The organism is Corynebacterium sp. HMSC056E09, from assembly GCF_001813425.1.
In the GTDB taxonomy this organism is placed as follows: Bacteria; Actinomycetota; Actinomycetes; order Mycobacteriales; family Mycobacteriaceae; genus Corynebacterium; species Corynebacterium hesseae.
On the sequence record NZ_KV812508.1, the window covers coordinates 794 to 20,339 of the forward strand.

Genomic DNA, 19,546 nt, shown 5'->3' on the forward strand with positions numbered 1-19,546 from the left:
TTCCTGGTTAATGGGGCTGGTACGAGAAAACCCCTCAGGTGAGGGGCTTAACGAGACTGAACTAATACGCTCAGCAGAGCGCTTTACTCAGACTCGGTCGGGGGCGCAGGCCGCGCCGATGATGCCAAGCACAGCTAGCAGGCCGAGACCACCGGCAGCGTACTGAGCTTCGCGCGGGATGTTGCGGGTCATCGACTCAATCTGCTTCCGGACAGGTTCGAAGCCTGGGATATTGAACTGCGTGTTGGCAATCCCCAAGAAAGCCAGCGGAATGGCAAGGGCTGCGGGGATGGCGAGACCGAGGGCGGTCGGCAGGCAGCGCTCGCCGGCAGAAGAACCGGTACGGGTGGCAGGATTGTTGGCTACCTTGACGGTTTCGGAGGTGCCGTCGGTGTACTTCACAACAAAGTTTCCCGCGGCGTCGGTGGTCACGGACTTGATGCCGCGGCCGTCCTTGCCATCGGTGCCGTGGTTGCCGTCTTCTCCATCTTCGCCGTTGCGTCCTGGGGCGCCGTCTTCGCCATCGTGACCCGGTGCGCCTTGGTCGCCCTTCGGTCCGGCAAGGGCACCGAGGTTGACGGTCTTGCCGTCGGTGTAGGTAACGACGACTTCACCCTTGTGGTTGGTAGTCACGGATTTAATACCGCGGCCATCTTTGCCTTCGCTTCCATCAGCGCCGTCTTTGCCTGGCTTGCCTTCATCTCCCTTCGGTCCCTTAGCGCCGTCCTCGCCGTTAGCTCCATCTTTGCCATCGGCGCCGTCCTTACCGGTGTCACCCTTGGGGCCCGTTTCACCGTCTTTGCCATCGGCACCGACGACCTTGCCAGCGTCCTCAGTGGCGCCGTCGGTATAGGTGATGATGAGGTGGCCGTTGTCATCAATGGTGACAGACTCGATGTTGCGGGCATCCTCAGCCGGATCTGGCTCCTCCGACGGGTCCGGCTCTTCGGAGGTCTCGCAATCCTTGAGCTCGTCCGCAGAACGTTTCACCGTCGCAAGGTTAAAGCCCACCTTGACCGGGTCGTGGTCGGAGGAGCGGTAGGGGTTATCGGCCTCAAAGACATCGCCGCCGGTGTAGTTGCGGCGGGAGTATTCCATGGCGATGGGCTCATCGGAGTTGATGTTCCAGGTCTGCGCGGCCTGAGCATCTACGTGCTCGTTGGCCAGGATGTGGTCCAGTGAGCCGAGGCGGCCGGAGAACTGGTAGGAGGCCACGTTCTGCCAGTCCTCTTGCGCGTTGAGCTCTTCCACCGGGATGGTGTAGCCGGCGTTGCGGAAGACGGAGATGGCATCTTCCTTGGAGTAGGTGTTCAAATCACCCATGACAAAGGTGGCCTTCTTCTGCCACTGCGGTTGCTTGGCCAGCCCGTCGAGGACGGCCTGGGCGTGGGCGTTGCGCACGTTGGGGTTGTTGCCTTGGCCGTCGCCGGTATCGGCATCACCGTTCGCTACCGATCCCTTGGATTTGAAATGGTTGGTCACCACCACGAAGGAATCGGGACCTTCAACAGCGCACCTATCGGAAACAGGCTGGAACTCCGCGGCGAGCGGGGTGCGGGCGGTGCCCTTGAAGCGGGCGTCCTCAAGCAAGGTGGCCTCACCCACCGGCTTAACGCGGTCCTTCTTGTAGATGATCGCGGTGCGGATGACGTCCGTATCGGCTGACGCGTTCGCCGGGGCCTTGACGTAGTCCCATTTCTCAGAACCCGCGCGGGAGTTGAGCTCACCCACGAGGTACTTCACGGCGTCATCGTAGGAGCCCCCCACGGTATTCGCGGCGTTCTCGATCTCAGACAGGCCAATGACATCGGCATCAAGGCCCTCCAGCGCGGTGAGGATCTTGCCCTTCTGGTCATTGAACGCGGACTCGGACCACGCACCGCGGAAGGTCCCGCTATCGGAGCCCACGCCGTTGCCAAAACGGTCCTTATACGCCTTCGCGCCGTTGTCCTCGCCCAAGTTGATGAAGAAGTTGAGCACGTTAAACGCCGCCACGGTGTAATCGCCGTCCACCTGCGGGGCCTCCGGACGGGCCGGGTCCCACGTAATCGGCAGGTCCGCGGCGGCAGAGTCACCGGTAATCATCGCGGTGGGTTGGAAGCGCCACTGCTCGTGACCGTAGCCCAGGATGACGCCGGAGTCCGCGAACTCTACCTGGTTGGTGGTGCGGATGGTCTTGACCTCCGAGCCGTTCTGCATGATGTAGGGCAGCTTCGTCGAGGCGCCATCACGGGAGAAGTCGCGGGTGGAGCCGTCGTCCAAAATGACGTACTTTGCCGCGTTAGCGGCTTCCATGTCCTTTTGTTCCTGGCTGCCCGGGGAGACGATGTCGGTGGGCTGACGCAGAGCCTCGGTGCCTGGAGCCAAGCCGAGCTCGCCGTAGCGGTTGAGACCGTAATTGTCGGTCACGGTGTGCACGCCAGGCTTGAGCAGCATGGACTCGAGCTTCTCCCGCTCCTCATCGCCTTCCGGAAGGGCATCGATGGCGAGCGGGGTGACGGCGGGGAGGGCGTCGTCAAGCGTGGAGCCGGCGCTCAGGGCAATCTGGGTCTGCCCAAAGTACTCATCAACGGTGCCGGTGACCTCGACGGAATCCCCGATGGCCGGGTAGAAGCCGGTGCCACCGGTGTAGACGAAGACGGCCTCGGAGGCCTCGGTCGGCGCGGTCTGGCCCGTGCCCGGGGTCTGGATGGTGAAGCCGTTGAGGGACTTCTCACCCTGCCACACCGCGGTAACCACACCTTGGGTGGTGACGTTCTGGCCCTTGAGCGGGGACTCCGCGCCAGTGCCCTGGATCTCCGGGATGGTGACGGCGGAACCCGGCTCGGCTGGGGTGGGGTCTGGGTCCGACACATTTGCGCGGCCGGCAGACTTCGGCGTCGGCGCTGCAGCGCTGAAGTCTGCGGCATTGTCGTCGGTGTCGGAGCCCTCGGCGTCGCGCTGCGCGGAGGTGGAGTTGTCCAGTGCCTGGGCGGGGGAGCCCTCGCTTATCGACGCCTCCCCGTACCCCACGATGTCCACCTCGGCCCCGGAGGCGTCGTAAAGCTTGACCGAGCCTTTGGAGCCGGACAGGTTCAGGTTCCCCTCTGCATCAGGGGAAGGGAGCGGCTCCCCGGTGTCGCCGCCACCTTCCTGGATGAGGAAGTATCCCCCAGCCGGGAGGGAGCCGGATAGCTCGTGCTTTCCGCCTGAGTTGCCAGAAGCGGATAGGTACTCCACGGACCAGCCAGTGAGGTCGAGGTCAGCGGAGGTGGGGTTATAAAGCTCGATGAAATCGTTAGTAAACGCCGCCCCCTTGTTGCCACCGCCACCGTAGACCTCAGAGATAACGGCGTTGGAGCCGTCCGCTGCCGCACCGGCCTGAGGTGCGACGATGCAGGTAGAGACAAGAGCAGCGATGGCGAGTGAGCCAATGCGTGTGAGATGCATGAGAGGTTCCTTGGATAGGTGAGAACAGGACAATGCATCTCGTTCTACCCGGGTTTCGCACCGAGTGATACCGGAGCGCACTAGGTGAGCTGGGGGTTAAGGTGGGATTCCCCAAGAATTCTTCAGCCGTTTGGTTTGAATTCATCACCCCCAAAGATTCCGAATCTTCCTTGCCGGCGGGATAGACTGGCGGGGCACCTATACTCACGCACAGTAAGGCAAAAATTTTCATGGCTCGTGTAGTTGTCAATGTCATGCCCAAGGCCGAGATTTTGGACCCGCAAGGTCAGGCCGTTGTTCGCGCGCTGGGCCGCCTGGGGGTTGCTGGTGTCAGCGACGTGCGCCAGGGCAAGCGCTTTGAAATTGAAGTCGATGATTCGGTCAGCACCGAGGAGCTGGAGAAGGTTGCTTCCACCCTGCTGGCCAACACCGTGATCGAGGACTACGAGGTCATCCAGTAATGAAGATCGGCGTTATTACCTTCCCCGGCACGCTTGACGACGTCGACGCGGCCCGCGCCGCCCGCACCGCCGGCGCCGAAGTCGTGTCCCTGTGGCATGCGGACGAGGACCTACGCGGCGTCGATGCCGTCGTGGTTCCCGGCGGTTTTTCCTACGGTGACTACCTGCGCTCCGGCGCGATTTCGGCGCTCGCCCCGGTGATGCGCGCGGTCGTCGATGCCGCTAACAAGGGCATGCCGGTGCTCGGTATCTGCAACGGCTTCCAGATTCTGACGGAAGCTGGCTTGTTGCCCGGCGCCCTGACCCGCAACCAGGGCCTGCATTTCCACTGCGTGGATACCTACCTCGAGGTGGAGAACGCACAGACCTCCTGGACCAGCGAGTTTGAGCAGGGGCAGCGCATCCTCATCCCGGCGAAGCACGGTGAAGGCCGTTTCCAGGCGGATGCGGAGACCGTGGAGCGCTTGGAGGGCGAGGGCCGCGTGGTCTTCCGCTATACCGATAACTTCAACGGCTCCATCAATGGCATTGCCGGCATCACCAACGAGGCCGGCAACGTGGTGGGGCTGATGCCGCACCCAGAGCATGCCATCGATCTTCTCACCGGCCCGTCCACCGACGGTCTGGGTTTGTTTGTGTCCGCCCTCAAGGTCGTCGCTTAACCCGCGCCGACGGTTAAAGGAGAAACAATGACCGTACACAACGACACCGTCGAGCAGGCATCAGCGCAGCCTGAACTGGACCAGCCCTACCGCGAATTGGGCCTGAAGGATGACGAATACGCGCACATCCGCGAGATCCTGGGTCGCCGCCCGACCGATGCCGAGCTGACGATGTACTCGGTGATGTGGTCGGAGCACTGTTCTTATAAGTCCTCTAAGGCGCACCTGCGCTACTTTGGCGAGACCATGACGGAGGAGATGGGCTCCAAGATCCTCGCCGGCATTGGTGAGAACGCCGGCGTGGTGGACATCGGAGACGGCAACGCCGTGACCTTCCGCGTGGAAAGCCACAACCACCCCTCCTACGTGGAGCCGCATCAGGGTGCCGCGACGGGCGTGGGCGGCATCGTCCGCGACATCATGGCGATGGGCGCGCGCCCGATTGCCGTGATGGATCAGCTGCGCTTCGGCCCGGCTGATGCGCCCGACACCAAGCGCGTTCTGCCCGGTGTTGTCGACGGCATTTCGCACTACGGCAACTGCTTGGGCTTGCCCAACATTGGCGGCGAAACCGTTTTTGATGAATCTTATGCTGGTAACCCGCTGGTCAACGCGCTGTGCGTGGGCACGCTGAAGGTCGAGGACCTCAAGCTGGCCTTCGCTTCTGGTACCGGAAACAAGGTGATGCTCTTTGGCTCGCGCACCGGCCTCGACGGCATCGGTGGCGTGTCCGTGCTGGCGTCTGACACCTTCGAGGATGGCGCGGAGCGCAAGCTGCCGGCCGTCCAGGTGGGTGACCCGTTCGCGGAGAAGGTTCTCATCGAGTGCTGCCTGGAGCTGTACAAGTCCGGCATCGTGGTGGGCATCCAGGATTTGGGCGGTGCGGGCTTGGCCTGCGCCACCTCCGAGCTGGCTGCGTCCGGCGACGGCGGCATGGAGATCAACCTGGACAACGTCCCGCTGCGTGCGAAGAACATGACCGCCGCAGAGATCCTCGCATCCGAGTCCCAGGAGCGCATGTGCGCCGTGGTGACCCCGGAGAACGTGGAGAGGTTCAAGGAGATCTGCGCGCACTGGGACGTCACCTGCGCCGAGATCGGTGAGGTCACCACCGGCAAGCACCTCATCATTCGCCACCAGGGCGAGGTCGTCGTCGATGCCCCGGCACACACCATCGCCAACGAGGGCCCGGTGTACGACCGCCCGTACGCACGCCCGGAGTGGCAGGATGCGCTGCAGGAATTCGAGGGCGTCGAGAAGCAGGACATCACTGTGGCGCTCAAGAAGCTCGTGGCCTCCCCGGCACTGTGTTCACGTGATTTCATCACTGAGCAGTATGACCGCTACGTGCGCGGCAACACCGTGCAGTCCCACCACGCGAACGCTGGTGTTCTGCGCATTGATGAGGAGACCGGCCGCGGTATCGCGGTGTCGGCTGACGCGTCTGGCCGCTACACCAAGCTGGACCCGAACATGGGCGCACGCCTGGCTCTGGCGGAGGCCTACCGCAACGTCGCCGTCACCGGCGCCCGCCCGGTCGCCATCACCAACTGCCTCAACTATGGCTCCCCGGAAAACCCGGACGTCATGTGGCAGTTCCGCGAGTCCGTGCACGGGCTTGCCGACGGCGCCGTGGAACTCGGCATCCCCGTCTCCGGCGGCAACGTCTCCTTCTACAACCAGACCGGCGAGGAGCCGATCTTGCCGACGCCCGTCGTGGGCGTCCTGGGTGTCATCGATGACGTCCACGCGTCCATTGGCAACGAGCTCGGCCTCGTGGAGGAGCCGGAGGTTCTCGTGCTGCTGGGTGAGACTAAGGATGAGTTCGGCGGTTCCATCTGGCAGCAGGTGAGCGCCCACGAGCAGGGCAGTGAGGCAAAGAACGGTCTCAACGGCTTGCCGCCGCAGGTCGACCTGGCTAATGAGCAGCGCCTCGCTGATTTCTTCGTGGGCAACGAAGGCCTGACCGCTGCCCACGATATCTCCGAAGGCGGCCTCGCCGTCACCGCATTCGAGATGGCCAAGCGCAGCGGCGTGGGCCTGAACCTGGATCTGTCCAAGGTCCACGAGGACGCCTTCGTGGCTGCCTTCTCCGAGTCCGCCTCCCGCGTGCTCGTGGCAACGACCGCTGACCGCGTCGACATGCTGCTGCACCGCGCTGAGGAGTGCGGTGTGCCGGCCGTCGTCATCGGCCAGACCACCGATAACGGCGAGTTTGAGCTCGGCGGCGAGTCCATTGCTGTCTCCGAGCTTCGTGAGGCCTGGGCAGCAACCCTGCCGGACCTCTTCGGCCACGCGGTGGGCGCCAACTCCGTCGTGGAGTAGACCTCACGCACAGAACTGCAACCGGGCAGGGTTCTCGCCAAGGCGAGGCCCTGCCCGCACTGTCTAATTGCTCCAGTCAGCGTTGTAGACTATTAGTAATAGCTGCGTACGGGGGCCGGGGAACAGAGATGGAAGACGTGAAGAGAAAAAGAACTTTGTATGTTTTTCTCGATGAGTCGGGGGATATGCAGTTTGGTGTAAAAGCCTCCACGCACTTCCTAATCACAGCATTTTGCACTTTCGATCCAGCAGGCACTGCGATAGGACTGCAAGCGCTGAAGTATGAACTTATGGCAGCGGGGAGTAAAGACCTTGAGTTTCATGCAACAGAAAATTCGAAGGGAACGCGAAAGCGGGTAATAGACCGAATTAATGAGCTTGATCGGTGCCGTGTCCACACGATCTGGGTGGATAAGCGAATGACGCATCCGACTTACCAGTCTCCACCGCAGCTTTTAGGGCTCTTTGCAGGTGCAATGGGGAAGTGGATTAATGCGGTGTGGGGAGACTCAGAGGTAAGCGACGTAATTTTAATTTTCGACTCGGTTCTTACTGGCAAGGAAAGATCGGCATTTGAAAAGAGGATAAAGCCTCTGTTGAAAGGTCTACAGCTAAAGTTCCGTGTGCTCTTTCATCCAGTAAAACAGGATTTGAACGGTCAGATTGCTGACTACTTTTCTTGGTCCTGGTTTCAGAAAATGGAACGAGGCAAGGGACAGTACGTTCAAGCACTTTCGCAGCGGCACAATTGGGATCAATTCAATATGTTTTCGGCGGGAAAGACCTATTACTGGAGTGGCCCGGTCCGAAAATAAGCGACCGCCCCACCTACCGGCGTAAGCCGGAAAGCCTTCAGGGGCTCTTTCAGTGGGGCGGAACCTTTCGCCTTGAGTTTAGACCTTCATCGTGTGGGGAGGCAAGGGAGCTATTAGGAAATGCCGAAGGTAGGAGCGAGGGGCCGGCCCCGCCCGCCGTGAGGCGGCAACCTCCTAGGAACCAACCAATTAAGCGCCGATGGTGCGGGCGATGGTCTGGTCCCAGCTCAGCTTCATCTGGTGGGAGAAGAGGTTGAAAGTGTGCGAGCCCTGGGGGCTGAAGTAACGGTTCACTCGCACCCCGGCACTGCGGGCGTTGCGGGTGAATTCCTCTGAGCACTGGTTAGCAACCGTCTCTACCGCGCGGGGTCCGAGCCATTGGCCGGGGTTATTGGTCCCATCGATGGGACCCGGGGTGCCGGAGGCCGAGCCCACGAAGACCTCGACGTCGCGCAGGCGCCCAGGGTTGGCGTTGGGGTCGTGCTCGAACCACTGCGGGGAGCCCGGCAGGCCCCACGCATTGAAGGAGGAACCGCCGCCATAGGCGATCATCGCGGTGGAGGTGGGGAAGCCAATCGCACCGGAGCGCACCGGGCAGCCGGAGTAGGAGGCCGCTGCTTTGTAACGCTGTGGGGCGTGGCCGGCGATGTCGAGTGCGGCGCCGCCCGTGGAAGAAATGCCGCCGATGGCATCGCGGCCGGTGCCGTGGAATTCGGCGTCGATCAGCGGGGGCAACTCAGCGGTCATATAGGTGTTCCACTTGTTGACTCCCAGGATGGGATCCTCGGCATTCCAATCGGTGTAGAGGGAATAGGCGCCGCCGAGCGGCATAACGACGTTGACGTTCTTGCCCACGGCCCAATTACGGATATCAGAGTGGGTCATCCAGTTCATGCCCGCCTGGCCGCCCTCTACACCGGGCAACAGGTAGAAGGATGGGCGCGGCTTATCGCCCTCGGGGAGTAGGACGTTATTAGAAATCACCGCACGATTGGCCGGGGACCACACGTCTACCACCCAGTGGTTGCCACCCATGTGGCGCTTTGAGGTAATGAAGGCCTTGTCACCGAGCCAGGGCTGCGGGTTGGTCACGCGCGAGGAAACCTCGCCGATGGTGCTGGACTGTGCGGAAGCGGAGCCGGCGCCTGCCGACGCTGCCCCCAGCGCCACCATGGCAGCTGCGAACAGCGCCGCGGTGCGGCGAGAGCGTGAGACAAAGGAAAGCATAATGTGGGTAGTTTACGTGTCCAGCGCCCTCGAACTGCAAATATTGGAAGAAAACCTAGTGAAAACTCTCGCTCCACCCTTGTCTGCCACAATGCTCGTCCGTATAGTTACGGGTACGTAAGTTTTGGGAGTGAATGCGTTATACGCATGACCCGCATCTCAGGCAAGGCAAGGCCCCCACTATGAACGCACCCAGTGCTCAGAAATCGTCCCCGCAAGAATTTCCAGTTGAAGAAGGCTCCGTGCAGGAAAACAGCACGATTGAGCAGCTCATCCAGCGCACGTATTGGATGGCGGATCGTGGTCCGCGTCCACTGACGCGCGGCTGGGGCCACTTATTTGCGGCCATTGCCTCCCTGATTGCATCGACGGTTTTGATTACCTTTGGGTGGATGACGCTGCCGTGGTGGCAGGGTCTCGCGGTGACGGTCTACGGCGTGGGAGTGGTGGGGCTCTTTACGGTCTCAGCCCTGTACCACCGCTGGCCGTGGGTATCGTTGCGCGCGGTGCAATGGTGGCGGCGTGCTGACCACGCGACGATTTCTGTGTTTATCGCGGCGACGTACACGCCGCTGTGCGCCATCGTGCTGGAGCCGACGCAGGCGCTATGGATGCTAACTGCGGCGTGGGTGGGCGCCATCATGGGCGTGGTCTTGAATTTGGTGTGGATCAATCATCCGCGGTGGTTGGATGTGGTGGTCTACCTCGTCCTGGGCTGGCTCATTCTGCCGCTGCTGCCAAACCTGTGGCAGTCCGCGGGGCCGGCTGTAGTGTGGCTGCTGTTCGCAGGTGGGGTGGTGTACTCGCTGGGTGCGTTGATGTACGGCTTCAAGTGGCCGGGGCGTAATGCGCGCTGGTATGGCTACCACGAACACTTCCACACCGCGACGATCGCCGCGGCGGTGGTGCACATGGTAGCCATCTGGATGGTTGTGGCGGGCTAGCCCTATACAGGGCTAGCGTTGTGGGGCTATTTACTCGGCATCGGTGAGATCTTCGGCGAGGGGATACTCGACGACGAGGCCCTGGCAGAGTACACGCGCATTGGGGTTGCCGTCCCAATCGGGAGCAAAGCCAACAGCACGCAGCGCCTCGACGAGTTTTTCGCCCACGGCTGCGGCCGTGCTGAGTTCATCGTCGGTTTTCATGGTGCCGAAGCCGAAGAAGAGGTCTCCGGTGTGGATTAGCCGGTCGACGTCCTGCACGTGGCAATAAACATAGCCTGCAGCACCCTCGTCTTCTGCCTGTTCAGCGCCGTACTCTGCTCCTTCGGAGGCGTCCCAGCCCTCGTCAAAACTGAAAGCTAGGTTGCGCTGTTGCAGCTCATCACGGAGGGCGTCGAGGCGCTGGGCGTCAGCGGATTTTTCGGTGACCTTCTGAGCGTATTCGGCGGCGACCTCGTCGATGATGGCGTCGAAATCTTCTGGGAACGGATCCTTGCGGGTGCGGGTCCACTCGGAGGGATCGTCGAGAAGCTCGAAGAAGTCGTTGTGAATGTCCCGGCGTGAGTGGCCGTGGCACAGATGAAGCGAGATGTCGTTGCGGAGGGTACCGGAGACCAAGAGGTCATCGGAGGGCGGGAAGGAACTGGAGAACATGGCGTGTGATGTAGTCATGCTTGTGGATGGTAAATGCGTGATACTGCGCGTGACTGAAAAGCAGGGAGGGCACCCCGCCAGATGGCGGAGGTGACCTCGAGATGCGTGGCGTGACTAGACGTGGAGCGGATCCACACCGGCCTCGGTGAGCATCGGGATGTTGTGTACCTCAGGCGGAACGCCGAAGGCATCCACGAGAACGACGGACCATGGTGCGAGCGAATCGACGAGGTCGTTGATAGCAGCGCGGGCGGCCTTCATGCGGCCGGCCGGAATCAGGTTGTGCTCCTGGTACCAGCCCGCGTGCTGAACCAAGGTGTCGAAGACGAAGAGGTGGCGCAGCTGCTCGAAGACCTGGCGTGCCAGCGAACCTTCCTCAAGGCGCTCTTCTGCCTCAATCATGGCCTGGACCAACAAGGTATCCACGCGGGCCCAGCCGGCGGCGATGAGGTGATCCTGGCACTGATCCACGATGGCGGCGGCCTGCACCTTATCGGCCTTGCGAGCCGGCTGGATGCGGCGCACGAGGGAGAAGAGGATGGACTGGGCGCGATCGTCGATCAGCTTGGCCTGGTAGGTGGCGTCGAAAAGCGAGGCCTCTGAAGGATTCACGCGGTCCACCAGGCCTTGCAGGCGAGTAGTGAACCCGTAGCGGCGGCGAACCACATCGGTGGCGGTGGTAGCCGCGTACTTCACGGTGTCCCACGGGCTCATGTCATTCATCGCGCGACCATAGGCGGTGAGCAGGTTCTTGCCCACCATCTGAATGAGCACAGTGTTATCGCCCTCGAAGGTAGCGAAGACATCGGAATCGGCGCGGTAGGTGGTCAGGCGGTTCTCGGACATGTAGCCGGCGCCACCGCAGGCCTCGCGGCACTCTTGGATAGTGCGGGTGGCGTGCTGGGTCTGCGCGGATTTGATGGCAGCTGCCAGGGATTCCATCTCACGGGAGGCAAACTTCTGCTCTTCGGTCGGCTCCGTCACAGACCAGGTGCCAGCCTCGTGCTGATCGGTTTGCTCCTGGTAGCGCTCCAGAATTTGGTTGTAGAGCAGGTGCAGCGCGTATGTACGGGCCAGCGGAATGAGCAGGCGGCGGCGGTGCTGGCGGTGCTCAATGAGGCGCTTCTCGGCGCCGGTCGCGCCCTCGAACTGACGGCGGCGGTTGGCGTAGCGAATCGCAATGTCCAGGGATGCCTCGGTGGCGGCGCCCGCTGCGCCGGATACGCCGATGCGGCCGCGGATGAGAGTGCCCAGCATGGTGAAGAAGCGAGCATTCTTGGACTCGATGGGGGAGGAGTACTTGCCCTTCTCGTCCACATCGGCGAAGCGGTTGAGTAGGTTCTCGCGCGGCACGCGGACGTTGTCGAAGCGCAGGGTGCCATTATCGACGCCTACCAAACCACCCTTGTGGCCATGATCGCCCAAGGCAACGCCCGGCAGTTCGTTGCCTTCCTCGTCGCGGATGGGGACGATGATGGCGTGGACGCCGTGGGAGCGGCCGTCGCTATCCGGGGTGATGAGCTGGGTGAAGACGACTGCGGCGCGGCCATCCTTGGCGGCGTTACCGATGTAGTTCTTCACCGCGGAATCGGAGGGGGTGTTGATGATGAACTCATCGGTCTCCGGGTCGAAGGTGGCGGTGGTCTCGAGGGATTGCACATCGGAACCATGGCCGCGCTCAGTCATGGCGAAACAGCCCGGCAACTCCAGGCTGGCGGCCTTCTCAACCCACTCGAGGTGGCGCTCGGTGCCTAGCTGATCCAGCGCTCCACCCCACAGGCCCCATTGCACACCGGACTTAATCGCCAGCGAACCGTCGACCCACGCCAAGCCTTCGAGGGTGAAGGTGGAGAGATTTGGCTTGCCGGCACCGCCGTGCGCGCGGCGCAGGCCGTGGTTGAATCCGCCGAAGTCACGAACCTTGGAGAGGTTCTCAAAGGTGTGTTGGCGCTGCTCCGCCATGGGCAGATCCGGGTTCGGGAAGAGCGAAGGATCGTTGAGGAAGGTGCGCAGCTCCTGGCGGAAGGCGGCGTGGGGGCCGTCGAGAAGCGCGGCAAGTTCGGTGGCAACAGCAGGCTTCGGGGTGGTCGGCAGGCGGTGTGGGCTGCGGGCTTCGGCCTTGGGGGCGTCGGTGGAGGCCTGGTTGTTGAGCTCCGGGGAGATGGACTTTTTGTCAGCGGAAGACTTGGTCAGTGGCATGAGTGGTCCTTTCTGGGAGGCTTTTCTTAACGTTCGACGATGGCTGCGACGCCTTGGCCGCCGGCGGCGCAGATGGAAATGAGGGCCCGTCCGCCGCCGTTTTCTTCGAGAATCTTGGCGGTGGTGGCGAGGATTCGGGTGCCGGTGGCGGCGAAGGGGTGGCCGGCGGCCAGGGAGGAGCCCTTGACGTTGAGTTTGGTGCGGTCGATGGGGCCTAGTGCGGACTGCAATCCGAGGCGTTCGCGGCAGTAGGTCTCGTCCTCCCATGCGGACAAGGTGGCCAAGACCTGGGAGGCGAAGGCCTCGTGGACCTCGTAGAAATCGAAATCTTGCAGGCTTAAGTTGTTGCGCTCGAGCAGGCGCGGAACCGCGTAGGTGGGGGCCATGAGTAGGCCGTCGGGGCCGTGGACAAAGTCGACGGCCGCGGTCTCTGAGTCCACGAGGAAGGCGCGGGGCTCGATGTTGTGCTCGGCCGCCCATTCCTCGGAGCTGAGGAGGGCGACGGAGGCGCCGTCGGTCAGCGGCGTGGAATTGCCTGCGGTCATCGTGGCCTGCGTGCCGTGTTGCTCGGCATCGCGCTTGCCGAAGACCGGCTTGAGCTTGGCCAAGGACTCCAGGGAGGAATCCGGGCGCAGGTTGGTATCGCGGTTGACGCCGAGGAAGCCCGTAGTGAGGTCATCAAAGAAGCCCTCCTCCCAAGCCTTGTGGAGGTTCTGGTGGGAGGCGAGCGCCAACTCATCCTGGGCCTCGCGGCTGATGTTCAATTCGCGGGCGGTGATGGCGGCGTGATCACCCATGGAGAGTCCGGTGCGCGGCTCACCGTTCTGCGGCTGTTCCGGGGCCAGCTGCGAGGGACGGATAGAGCCGATGAGCTGGGCGCGCTGCGCAGCGGTCTTGGCGCGGGTGAGGTTGAGCAGCGTACGGCGCAGCGTGTCATTGACGGCCAGCGGGGCATCCGAGGTGGTGTCCGTTCCGCCCGCGATGCCGGTGGAGATTCGGCCTTGGGCAATGGCATCACCGACGTGGATAGCTGCCGCAAGAGAAGTGCAGCAGGCCTGTTGTACATCGATGGCGGGGGTCGTGGAGTCGAGGGCGGAGCCTAGAACGACCTCGCGGGTGAGGTTGAAATCGCGGGAGTGCTTGAGCACAGCGCCGGCGGCGACGAGGCCGAGACGTTCGTCGTGAAGCCCGTAGCGTGCGACGAGTCCATCCAGCGCACTGGTGAGCATGTCTTGGTTGGACGCGTGGGCGTACTGCTTATTGGAACGAGCAAATGGGATGCGGTTGCCACCCAGGATGGCTACGCGGTGCGGGGGGTTGGTCATTAAAAAGCTCCTTCGCGAGTGGTCTCGTGCGAATCATCCCAGCGGGAGGGGGGTAGCAACCCGGCTGTTCGTTTCGCGTCACAACTAAAGTGATATTGTTAGTTCTATCACTCAATTAACTAACCTTGCAACCAGCTCAACAAAGCTCGCAAGGTTGTGAAGAATCGAGAAAGGAACATGCCAGCCTATGCCGAACGTCACAATTGCTGAGAAGCTCATCAACTCACCGCTCGCCGCCAAAGCAGGAGTACCCCAAGGTCATCCCCTGCGCCGCCACAAGGCTGGGGAACCAGCGCTCGATGGCCCCATCGTCATTGGCGGCCAGGGGCGCATCGCTGAGTTTCTGAGTTCTCAGCTAGCCGTGGACTACCAGGTCATCAATGCTTCCGCGGAGGCGAAGCGGGCCGCCCTCGTCTTCGACGCCACCGGCCTGGAGACCCCAGAGCAGCTGCGTGAGCTCTATGACTTCTTCAACCCGCAGATGCGCAACCTTCTGCCGTGCGCGCGCTTGGTGGTCATCGGTACCACCCCGGAAGCTGCGGACACTATCGACGCCCGCATTGCCGCCCGCGCACTCGAAGGGTTCACCCGTTCCCTGGCCAAGGAAATGCGCAAGGGCGGCACCGTGAACTTGGTCTGGGCAGACCCCGCTGCCACCGCAGAGGTGGAGTCCACGCTCCGCTTCTTCCTGTCTGGGAAGTCGGCCTTCGTGGACGGGCAGGTTGTGCGCGTCAGTGCCCAGGGACACGATTCTCCGGCGGCCAATGGCGAAGCGCAGAACTGGGAGCAGCCGCTCGACGGGCGGCTGGCGGTGGTGACCGGTGCTGCCCGTGGCATCGGCGCCACCATTGCTGAGGTGCTGGCGCGCGATGGTGCGAGCGTCATCTGCATCGACGTCCCGCAGGCCAGCGAGCACTTGGCCAAGACCGCGAACAAGGTCAAGGGCACCGCGCTGCCTCTCGACGTCACCGACCCCCAAGCCGCAGACAAGATTGCCCAGCACGCGCAGGAGCGCCACGGCCGAGCCATTGACGTCATCGTCCACAACGCCGGAATTACCCGTGACAAGCTGCTGGCCAACATGAATGAAGGCCAGTGGGACTCTGTTCTTGCCGTTAACCTCTTGGCGCCGGTTCGCATTACCGAAAGCCTCTTGGAATCCGGTTCCCTCGCCCCGGGTGCCGCTGTGATTGGTGTGTCCTCCATGGCTGGCATTTCCGGCAACCGCGGCCAAACCAACTACGCCACAACCAAGGCCGGCATCATTGGCCTCGTTGATTCCTTGCGCTCAGTGTTGGCGGAGAACGGCTCCACCATCAACGCCGTGGCGCCGGGCTTTATTGAAACCGCCATGACCGCGGCGATGCCGACCGGGCCGCGCGAGATCGGCCGCCGCCTGAACTCACTGCAACAGGGCGGTTTGCCTGTCGACGTCGCGGAGACCGTCGCCTTCTTCGCCTCGCCGGCCTCCGCGGCGGTGAGCGGCAACACCGTCCGCGTCTGCGGTCAGAACCTCATGGGAGCCTAAATGAACGTCACCACACTCAACGAGATTCCGGACCTTCCCGCCCTGTACCGCAGCCTCATGCTGGGTGCGGTCCCCATCCCCGGGCTGGGGGCGGGCAAGCGCAAGGTTGAGGACCCGCAGACCGCGTACCGCGTCGACAGCGTAGGCGTCGACACCGAGCACCTGGCTCGCTACTGCCAGGCCACGGGCCTGCGTCTGAGTAACGAGCTGCCCGCTACCTATCTCTACGCGCTGGCCTTCCCGCTTGCCATCAAGGTCATGGCAGCACCGGACTTTCCGTTCCCAGCCGTGGGCGTGGTGCATCTGTCCAACCGCATCGAGCAGAAACGCCCGCTGCGCGTCGACGAGCGCTGTGACATCGCCGTGCACGCGGAAAACCTGCGCCCGCACCGCAAAGGGTTGGTCATCGATATGGTGACCACGTACAGCGTTGGCGGCGAGGAGATCTGGCGCCAGACATCAGTCTTCCTAGGCCAGGGGGCGAAGTTCACCAAGGACACCCCGCGACAAGTGAGAACACGTCCGGAGGCTGAGCGCTTCCTCGACTTCCCCGGCGATGAGGCGGGAACGCCTGCGGCAACGCTGCGCTTTAGCCCCGAAAGTACCCGCGTCTATGCCGCGGCATCGGGGGATAAGAACCCCATTCACGTGTCTGCGGTGGGTGCCAAACTCTTCGGATTCCCCGCGCCCATCGCGCACGGCATGTACACGCACGCTCGCATGCTGTCGGTGCTCGACGGCACCCTCCCCGGTGCTGTGCGCATCAGCGCGGACTTCTACAAGCCCGTCATCCTTCCGGCGACCACGGGAGTTTACGTAGCGCCCGGCGGCACCACGGACAGCGGTGGTGAAGCCCGCACCGTCACCTTGCGCAAGGCCAAGGACCCAAGCTCCCTCCACGTGGCGTGCCGGGTTGAGCCTCTACAGTAGGCGCGGCCCAGTGGATGAGCCTCGGGCTCATCCTTTTGTTAATCCACGTGCTGGTGCTTTGGTGCCACCACCAGTGGCTTCGGGGAGTATTTGCCGCGCAGTCCGCGAAGGATGCCGGCGTGCTCCCAGAGGCGCTTGTCTTCCTCGGTGCGGGGAGTGAATTGGCGGGCAGCTAGCGGCTGCCAGTCAGCGTCCATCGCCATGTAGGAGACGGTGGCGTGGATGGCGGTCTCCAGTTTTTCGCGGCCGCCGCGCGGGTTGCCTGAGCGCACGTGGACGGACATCTGCATCGAGCGGGTATCCGTGCGCATCATGCGGGCATCCACCTCGATGAGATCTCCAATGTGGATTGGCCGGTAGAAGCGGATTCCGCCGGCATAGACCGCGACGGTGTGCTCGCCGGACCACTCCATGGTGCAGGCAGCGCCCGCCTCATCAATCCATTCCATGGCGGTGCCGCCGTGGACGTTGCCGCCCCAGTTGACGTCGGTGGGCTTGGCCAAGAAGCGGTTGACCATGCGGGGAGCGTCGGACGGGCCGTCATAAGTCTGCTTTTCCATCTCCGCTTCGATGGCTTTGCGCAGCTCGATGCGGGACTCTGCAGCCTCCCATACGCGCTGGTGCTCAGTGGAATCCGGAACGAGCGGCGGAACGGCCATCGACTTTCCGGTCTCAGTGTCCTTGGCCACGAAGATGACGAGGCAGTCGCAGGCGCGTGTGAAGATGCCATCGCGCGGGTCAGCGGAGAGCACTTCGTTGACGATGTGCATGGAGGACCGCCCGGTCATCGCGATGCGCGAGCGTACCTCTACCAAGTGGCCCGAAGGGATCGGGCGCGTGAAGTGAATGTGGCCCACGTAGGCCGTCACGCAGTAGGTACCGGACCATTGAACCGCGCACGCATAGGCGGCCTTATCGATCCATTCCAAAACACGCCCGCCGCCGATGCCTTGGGCGCCGGCGATGGTGAGATCTGTCGGGGCGGCCATAAACCGCAGCGTGATGGAGGGGGACTTCCCAGTCGGGACAGGCTTCTTTTCTTCCGAGGAGCTTGGTGGCATGGTTGGTGACATGGATAACAAAGTATCAGGGAGTGTGCATAGCGTATGAAAAAGGCCGTTGATGCCGCCACCACCCGTGCCGCCGTCGAAGCGGTGGCGGAGTGGATCCGTGACCCTGAGAGGACCGAAAAACCAGGTCGCTCTGCTCTGGCGAAGGCCACCCGCACAACAGCCCGCCTGGTGGAGGCGGACGCGCCGGGACATTCCGTGGAGTTGCGGGTCCCCCCATTCGTGGCAGTCCAGTGCATCGCCGGTCCCCGCCATACCCGGGGTACCCCTCCGAATGTGGTGGAGATGGATCCCCTGACATGGTTGCAGCTGGCCACGGGAGTCATTGGCTGGGAGCAGGCGCTTAACGCCGGCCGCGTGGACGCCTCCGGATCCCGCTCCCACGACATTGCAGCCTGTTTGCCCGTGATTCCGTTAGTTTTCACAGGCCCAAACAGCTAGGATTGGCGCCGTGGTAGCTGAACACGTCCAGAGCATGACTAAGCCCTTGTCGACGGATCCCAGCCTGGATCCGGAACCCCGCGAAGAATGCGGAGTTTTCGGTGTTTGGGCACCAGGAGAAGAGGTTTCGAAGCTAACCTACTTCGGGCTTTTCGCCCTCCAACACCGCGGACAGGAGGCCGCCGGTATCGCGGTGGGCGATGATGATCGCATCGTCGTCTTTAAGGACATGGGCCTTGTCTCCAATGTCTTCGATGAATCAATCCTGAGCTCGCTGCATGGAAACGTGGCCGTCGGCCACACGCGTTATTCCACCGCAGGCGGCAAGGAATGGTCGAATGTGCAGCCGATGTTTGGGACATCCCCCAGCGGCGTTGACATCGCGCTCGGCCACAACGGAAACCTAGTAAATTACCTGGAGCTGCGCGCAGAGGCCGTGCGGCGCGGGCTGATTAAGCCACAGGAAGAGTCCGTCTCGGATTCCATGTGCCTGTCCATCTTGTTGGCGGACGGCGTCAACGAGGACAACACCGTCTTTGATTCGGCTCTGCACTTGTTGCCTACCGTACAAGGTGCGTTCTGCCTGACCTTTACGGACGGACACACCCTCTACGCCGCCCGCGATCCGCATGGCGTGCGCCCGCTTGCTCTCGGCCGCCTCACTACCGGCTGGGTGGTAGCCAGTGAGACCTGTGCGCTCGACATCGTCGGAGCGCAGTTTATCCGGGAGATCGAACCGGGCGAGCTCGTTGCCATCGATGAGACCGGAATCCGCTCCGAGCGCTTCGCCGAGACCAAGCGCCATGGTTGCGTCTTCGAATACGTCTACCTAGCGCGGCCGGATACGAATATCAAGGGCCGTTCTGTCAACGCCACGCGCGTGGAAATTGGGCGTCGTCTAGCGCGCCAATACCCGGCGCCTGATGCGGACATGGTGATCCCCGTTCCCGAGTCTGGCAACCCGGCTGCCGTCGGTTACGCTCGCGAATCCGGGCTGACCTTCGCGCACGGCTTGGTGAAGAACTCCTATGTGGGCCGCACCTTCATCCAGCCCACGCAGTCCCAGCGCCAGATGGGCATTCGCCTCAAGCTCAACCCACTGCGGGAGGTCATTGAAGGCAAGTCCATCGTCGTGGTGGATGATTCAATCGTGCGTGGTAACACGCAGCGCGCGCTGATCCGGATGTTGCGGGAAGCCGGTGCTGCCGAAGTCCACGTGCGCATCGCCTCCCCGCCGGTGAAGTGGCCGTGCTTCTACGGCATCGACTTCGCCTCCCCGGGCGAGCTCATTGCCAACGCCAACCCTTCCGATGATCCGGAAGAGGTAGCACAGACCATCTGCACCGCGATTGGTGCGGATTCGCTGGGATTTGTCTCCACCGATGAGATGGTGGCGGCTACTCAACAGCCGCGCAACGAACTGTGCTGCGCATGTTTCGACGGTAAGTACCCACTCGGACTGCCTGCCGGAAACCCCAATGCTGAGGCCGTGCGCACCCTGCAGGGCTCGACGACAACTAACGAATAAGGACTAAG

Annotated in this window: 15 protein-coding genes; 9 read left to right on the forward strand and 6 right to left on the reverse strand. The window is 62.6% G+C overall.

What is annotated here, in order from left to right:
• Positions 1-87: 87 nt before the first annotated feature.
• On the reverse strand, positions 88-3,429 hold the full coding sequence (locus HMPREF2912_RS08090; protein ID WP_083312492.1) for an ExeM/NucH family extracellular endonuclease: 3,342 nt from the start codon (positions 3,427-3,429) through the stop codon (positions 88-90).
• Positions 3,430-3,659: 230 nt separating this feature from the next.
• On the opposite strand from HMPREF2912_RS08090, the gene purS reads away from it, so the two are divergent.
• The 4 genes from purS to HMPREF2912_RS08110 all read left to right on the forward strand — a co-directional run bounded on the left by purS (position 3,660) and on the right by HMPREF2912_RS08110 (position 7,692).
• The gene (gene purS / locus HMPREF2912_RS08095) at positions 3,660-3,890 is read left to right on the forward strand and encodes a phosphoribosylformylglycinamidine synthase subunit PurS (RefSeq protein WP_070522888.1); all 231 of its coding nucleotides are present in this window, start codon (positions 3,660-3,662) and stop codon (positions 3,888-3,890) included.
• Positions 3,890-4,552, forward strand: a complete 663-nt coding sequence (purQ, locus tag HMPREF2912_RS08100) for a phosphoribosylformylglycinamidine synthase subunit PurQ (RefSeq protein ID WP_070522890.1) — start codon at positions 3,890-3,892, stop codon at positions 4,550-4,552. The genes purS and purQ overlap by 1 nt, the downstream gene beginning before the upstream one ends.
• Positions 4,553-4,579: 27 nt before the next feature.
• A complete protein-coding gene (purL, locus tag HMPREF2912_RS08105; RefSeq protein ID WP_070683807.1) occupies positions 4,580-6,877 on the forward strand; it encodes a phosphoribosylformylglycinamidine synthase subunit PurL in 2,298 nt (765 codons plus the stop codon).
• A 128-nt stretch (positions 6,878-7,005) separates the two neighbouring features.
• Positions 7,006-7,692, forward strand: coding sequence for a DUF3800 domain-containing protein (locus HMPREF2912_RS08110; RefSeq protein WP_070683809.1), 687 nt, complete (start codon positions 7,006-7,008; stop codon positions 7,690-7,692).
• A 189-nt stretch (positions 7,693-7,881) separates the two neighbouring features.
• On the opposite strand, the gene HMPREF2912_RS08115 is transcribed toward HMPREF2912_RS08110, so the two are convergent.
• Positions 7,882-8,919 carry an alpha/beta hydrolase gene (locus HMPREF2912_RS08115; protein ID WP_070623087.1) on the reverse strand — a complete coding sequence of 346 codons (1,038 nt, stop codon included), beginning with the start codon at positions 8,917-8,919 and terminating at the stop codon, positions 7,882-7,884.
• A gap of 290 nt (positions 8,920-9,209) precedes the next feature.
• Here HMPREF2912_RS08115 and HMPREF2912_RS08120 point away from each other — a divergent pair, with 290 nt between their 5' ends.
• Positions 9,210-9,863: a PAQR family membrane homeostasis protein TrhA gene (locus tag HMPREF2912_RS08120; protein ID WP_246816499.1), complete on the forward strand. Its 654-nt coding sequence runs from the start codon at positions 9,210-9,212 to the stop codon at positions 9,861-9,863.
• Between the two features lie 30 nt (positions 9,864-9,893).
• On the opposite strand, the gene HMPREF2912_RS08125 is transcribed toward HMPREF2912_RS08120, so the two are convergent.
• The 3 genes from HMPREF2912_RS08125 to HMPREF2912_RS08135 form a co-directional block, all read right to left on the reverse strand.
• The gene (locus HMPREF2912_RS08125) at positions 9,894-10,535 is read right to left on the reverse strand and encodes a DUF6891 domain-containing protein (RefSeq protein ID WP_070683811.1); all 642 of its coding nucleotides are present in this window, start codon (positions 10,533-10,535) and stop codon (positions 9,894-9,896) included.
• A 96-nt stretch (positions 10,536-10,631) separates the two neighbouring features.
• Positions 10,632-12,716 carry an acyl-CoA dehydrogenase family protein gene (locus tag HMPREF2912_RS08130; protein ID WP_070683813.1) on the reverse strand — a complete coding sequence of 695 codons (2,085 nt, stop codon included), beginning with the start codon at positions 12,714-12,716 and terminating at the stop codon, positions 10,632-10,634.
• Positions 12,717-12,742: 26 nt separating this feature from the next.
• Positions 12,743-14,041: an acetyl-CoA C-acetyltransferase gene (locus HMPREF2912_RS08135; RefSeq protein WP_070522909.1), complete on the reverse strand. Its 1,299-nt coding sequence runs from the start codon at positions 14,039-14,041 to the stop codon at positions 12,743-12,745.
• Positions 14,042-14,228: 187 nt separating this feature from the next.
• Here HMPREF2912_RS08135 and HMPREF2912_RS08140 point away from each other — a divergent pair, with 187 nt between their 5' ends.
• Both HMPREF2912_RS08140 and HMPREF2912_RS08145 read left to right on the forward strand, forming a co-directional pair.
• A complete protein-coding gene (locus HMPREF2912_RS08140) occupies positions 14,229-15,569 on the forward strand; it encodes a 3-oxoacyl-ACP reductase (protein ID WP_070522912.1) in 1,341 nt (446 codons plus the stop codon).
• The gene (locus HMPREF2912_RS08145) at positions 15,570-16,499 is read left to right on the forward strand and encodes a MaoC/PaaZ C-terminal domain-containing protein (protein WP_070522915.1); all 930 of its coding nucleotides are present in this window, start codon (positions 15,570-15,572) and stop codon (positions 16,497-16,499) included. It begins immediately after the preceding gene.
• Between the two features lie 38 nt (positions 16,500-16,537).
• On the opposite strand, the gene HMPREF2912_RS08150 is transcribed toward HMPREF2912_RS08145, so the two are convergent.
• Positions 16,538-17,572 (reverse strand): acyl-CoA thioesterase, encoded by a 1,035-nt coding sequence (locus tag HMPREF2912_RS08150; protein ID WP_070522918.1) that lies wholly within the window; start codon positions 17,570-17,572, stop codon positions 16,538-16,540.
• Positions 17,573-17,605: 33 nt separating this feature from the next.
• On the opposite strand from HMPREF2912_RS08150, the gene HMPREF2912_RS08155 reads away from it, so the two are divergent.
• Both HMPREF2912_RS08155 and purF read left to right on the forward strand, forming a co-directional pair.
• Positions 17,606-18,010 carry a sterol carrier family protein gene (locus HMPREF2912_RS08155; RefSeq protein WP_070522921.1) on the forward strand — a complete coding sequence of 135 codons (405 nt, stop codon included), beginning with the start codon at positions 17,606-17,608 and terminating at the stop codon, positions 18,008-18,010.
• A 34-nt stretch (positions 18,011-18,044) separates the two neighbouring features.
• Positions 18,045-19,538, forward strand: a complete 1,494-nt coding sequence (gene purF / locus HMPREF2912_RS08160; protein ID WP_154736957.1) for an amidophosphoribosyltransferase — start codon at positions 18,045-18,047, stop codon at positions 19,536-19,538.
• The last annotated feature ends 8 nt before the right edge of the window (positions 19,539-19,546 follow it).

Bases quoted from the DNA above. Each gene is read 5' to 3' on its own strand.
- HMPREF2912_RS08090 (WP_083312492.1), bottom strand. From the start codon at position 3,429: ATGCATCTCACACGCATTGGCTCACTCGCCATCGCTGCTCTTGTCTCT.
- purS (WP_070522888.1), top strand. From the start codon at position 3,660: ATGGCTCGTGTAGTTGTCAATGTCATGCCCAAGGCCGAGATTTTGGAC.
- purQ (WP_070522890.1), top strand. From the start codon at position 3,890: ATGAAGATCGGCGTTATTACCTTCCCCGGCACGCTTGACGACGTCGAC.
- purL (WP_070683807.1), top strand. From the start codon at position 4,580: ATGACCGTACACAACGACACCGTCGAGCAGGCATCAGCGCAGCCTGAA.
- HMPREF2912_RS08110 (WP_070683809.1), top strand. From the start codon at position 7,006: ATGGAAGACGTGAAGAGAAAAAGAACTTTGTATGTTTTTCTCGATGAG.
- HMPREF2912_RS08115 (WP_070623087.1), bottom strand. From the start codon at position 8,919: ATGCTTTCCTTTGTCTCACGCTCTCGCCGCACCGCGGCGCTGTTCGCA.
- HMPREF2912_RS08120 (WP_246816499.1), top strand. From the start codon at position 9,210: ATGGCGGATCGTGGTCCGCGTCCACTGACGCGCGGCTGGGGCCACTTA.
- HMPREF2912_RS08125 (WP_070683811.1), bottom strand. From the start codon at position 10,535: ATGACTACATCACACGCCATGTTCTCCAGTTCCTTCCCGCCCTCCGAT.
- HMPREF2912_RS08130 (WP_070683813.1), bottom strand. From the start codon at position 12,716: ATGCCACTGACCAAGTCTTCCGCTGACAAAAAGTCCATCTCCCCGGAG.
- HMPREF2912_RS08135 (WP_070522909.1), bottom strand. From the start codon at position 14,041: ATGACCAACCCCCCGCACCGCGTAGCCATCCTGGGTGGCAACCGCATC.
- HMPREF2912_RS08140 (WP_070522912.1), top strand. From the start codon at position 14,229: ATGCCGAACGTCACAATTGCTGAGAAGCTCATCAACTCACCGCTCGCC.
- HMPREF2912_RS08145 (WP_070522915.1), top strand. From the start codon at position 15,570: ATGAACGTCACCACACTCAACGAGATTCCGGACCTTCCCGCCCTGTAC.
- HMPREF2912_RS08150 (WP_070522918.1), bottom strand. From the start codon at position 17,572: ATGTCACCAACCATGCCACCAAGCTCCTCGGAAGAAAAGAAGCCTGTC.
- HMPREF2912_RS08155 (WP_070522921.1), top strand. From the start codon at position 17,606: ATGAAAAAGGCCGTTGATGCCGCCACCACCCGTGCCGCCGTCGAAGCG.
- purF (WP_154736957.1), top strand. From the start codon at position 18,045: ATGACTAAGCCCTTGTCGACGGATCCCAGCCTGGATCCGGAACCCCGC.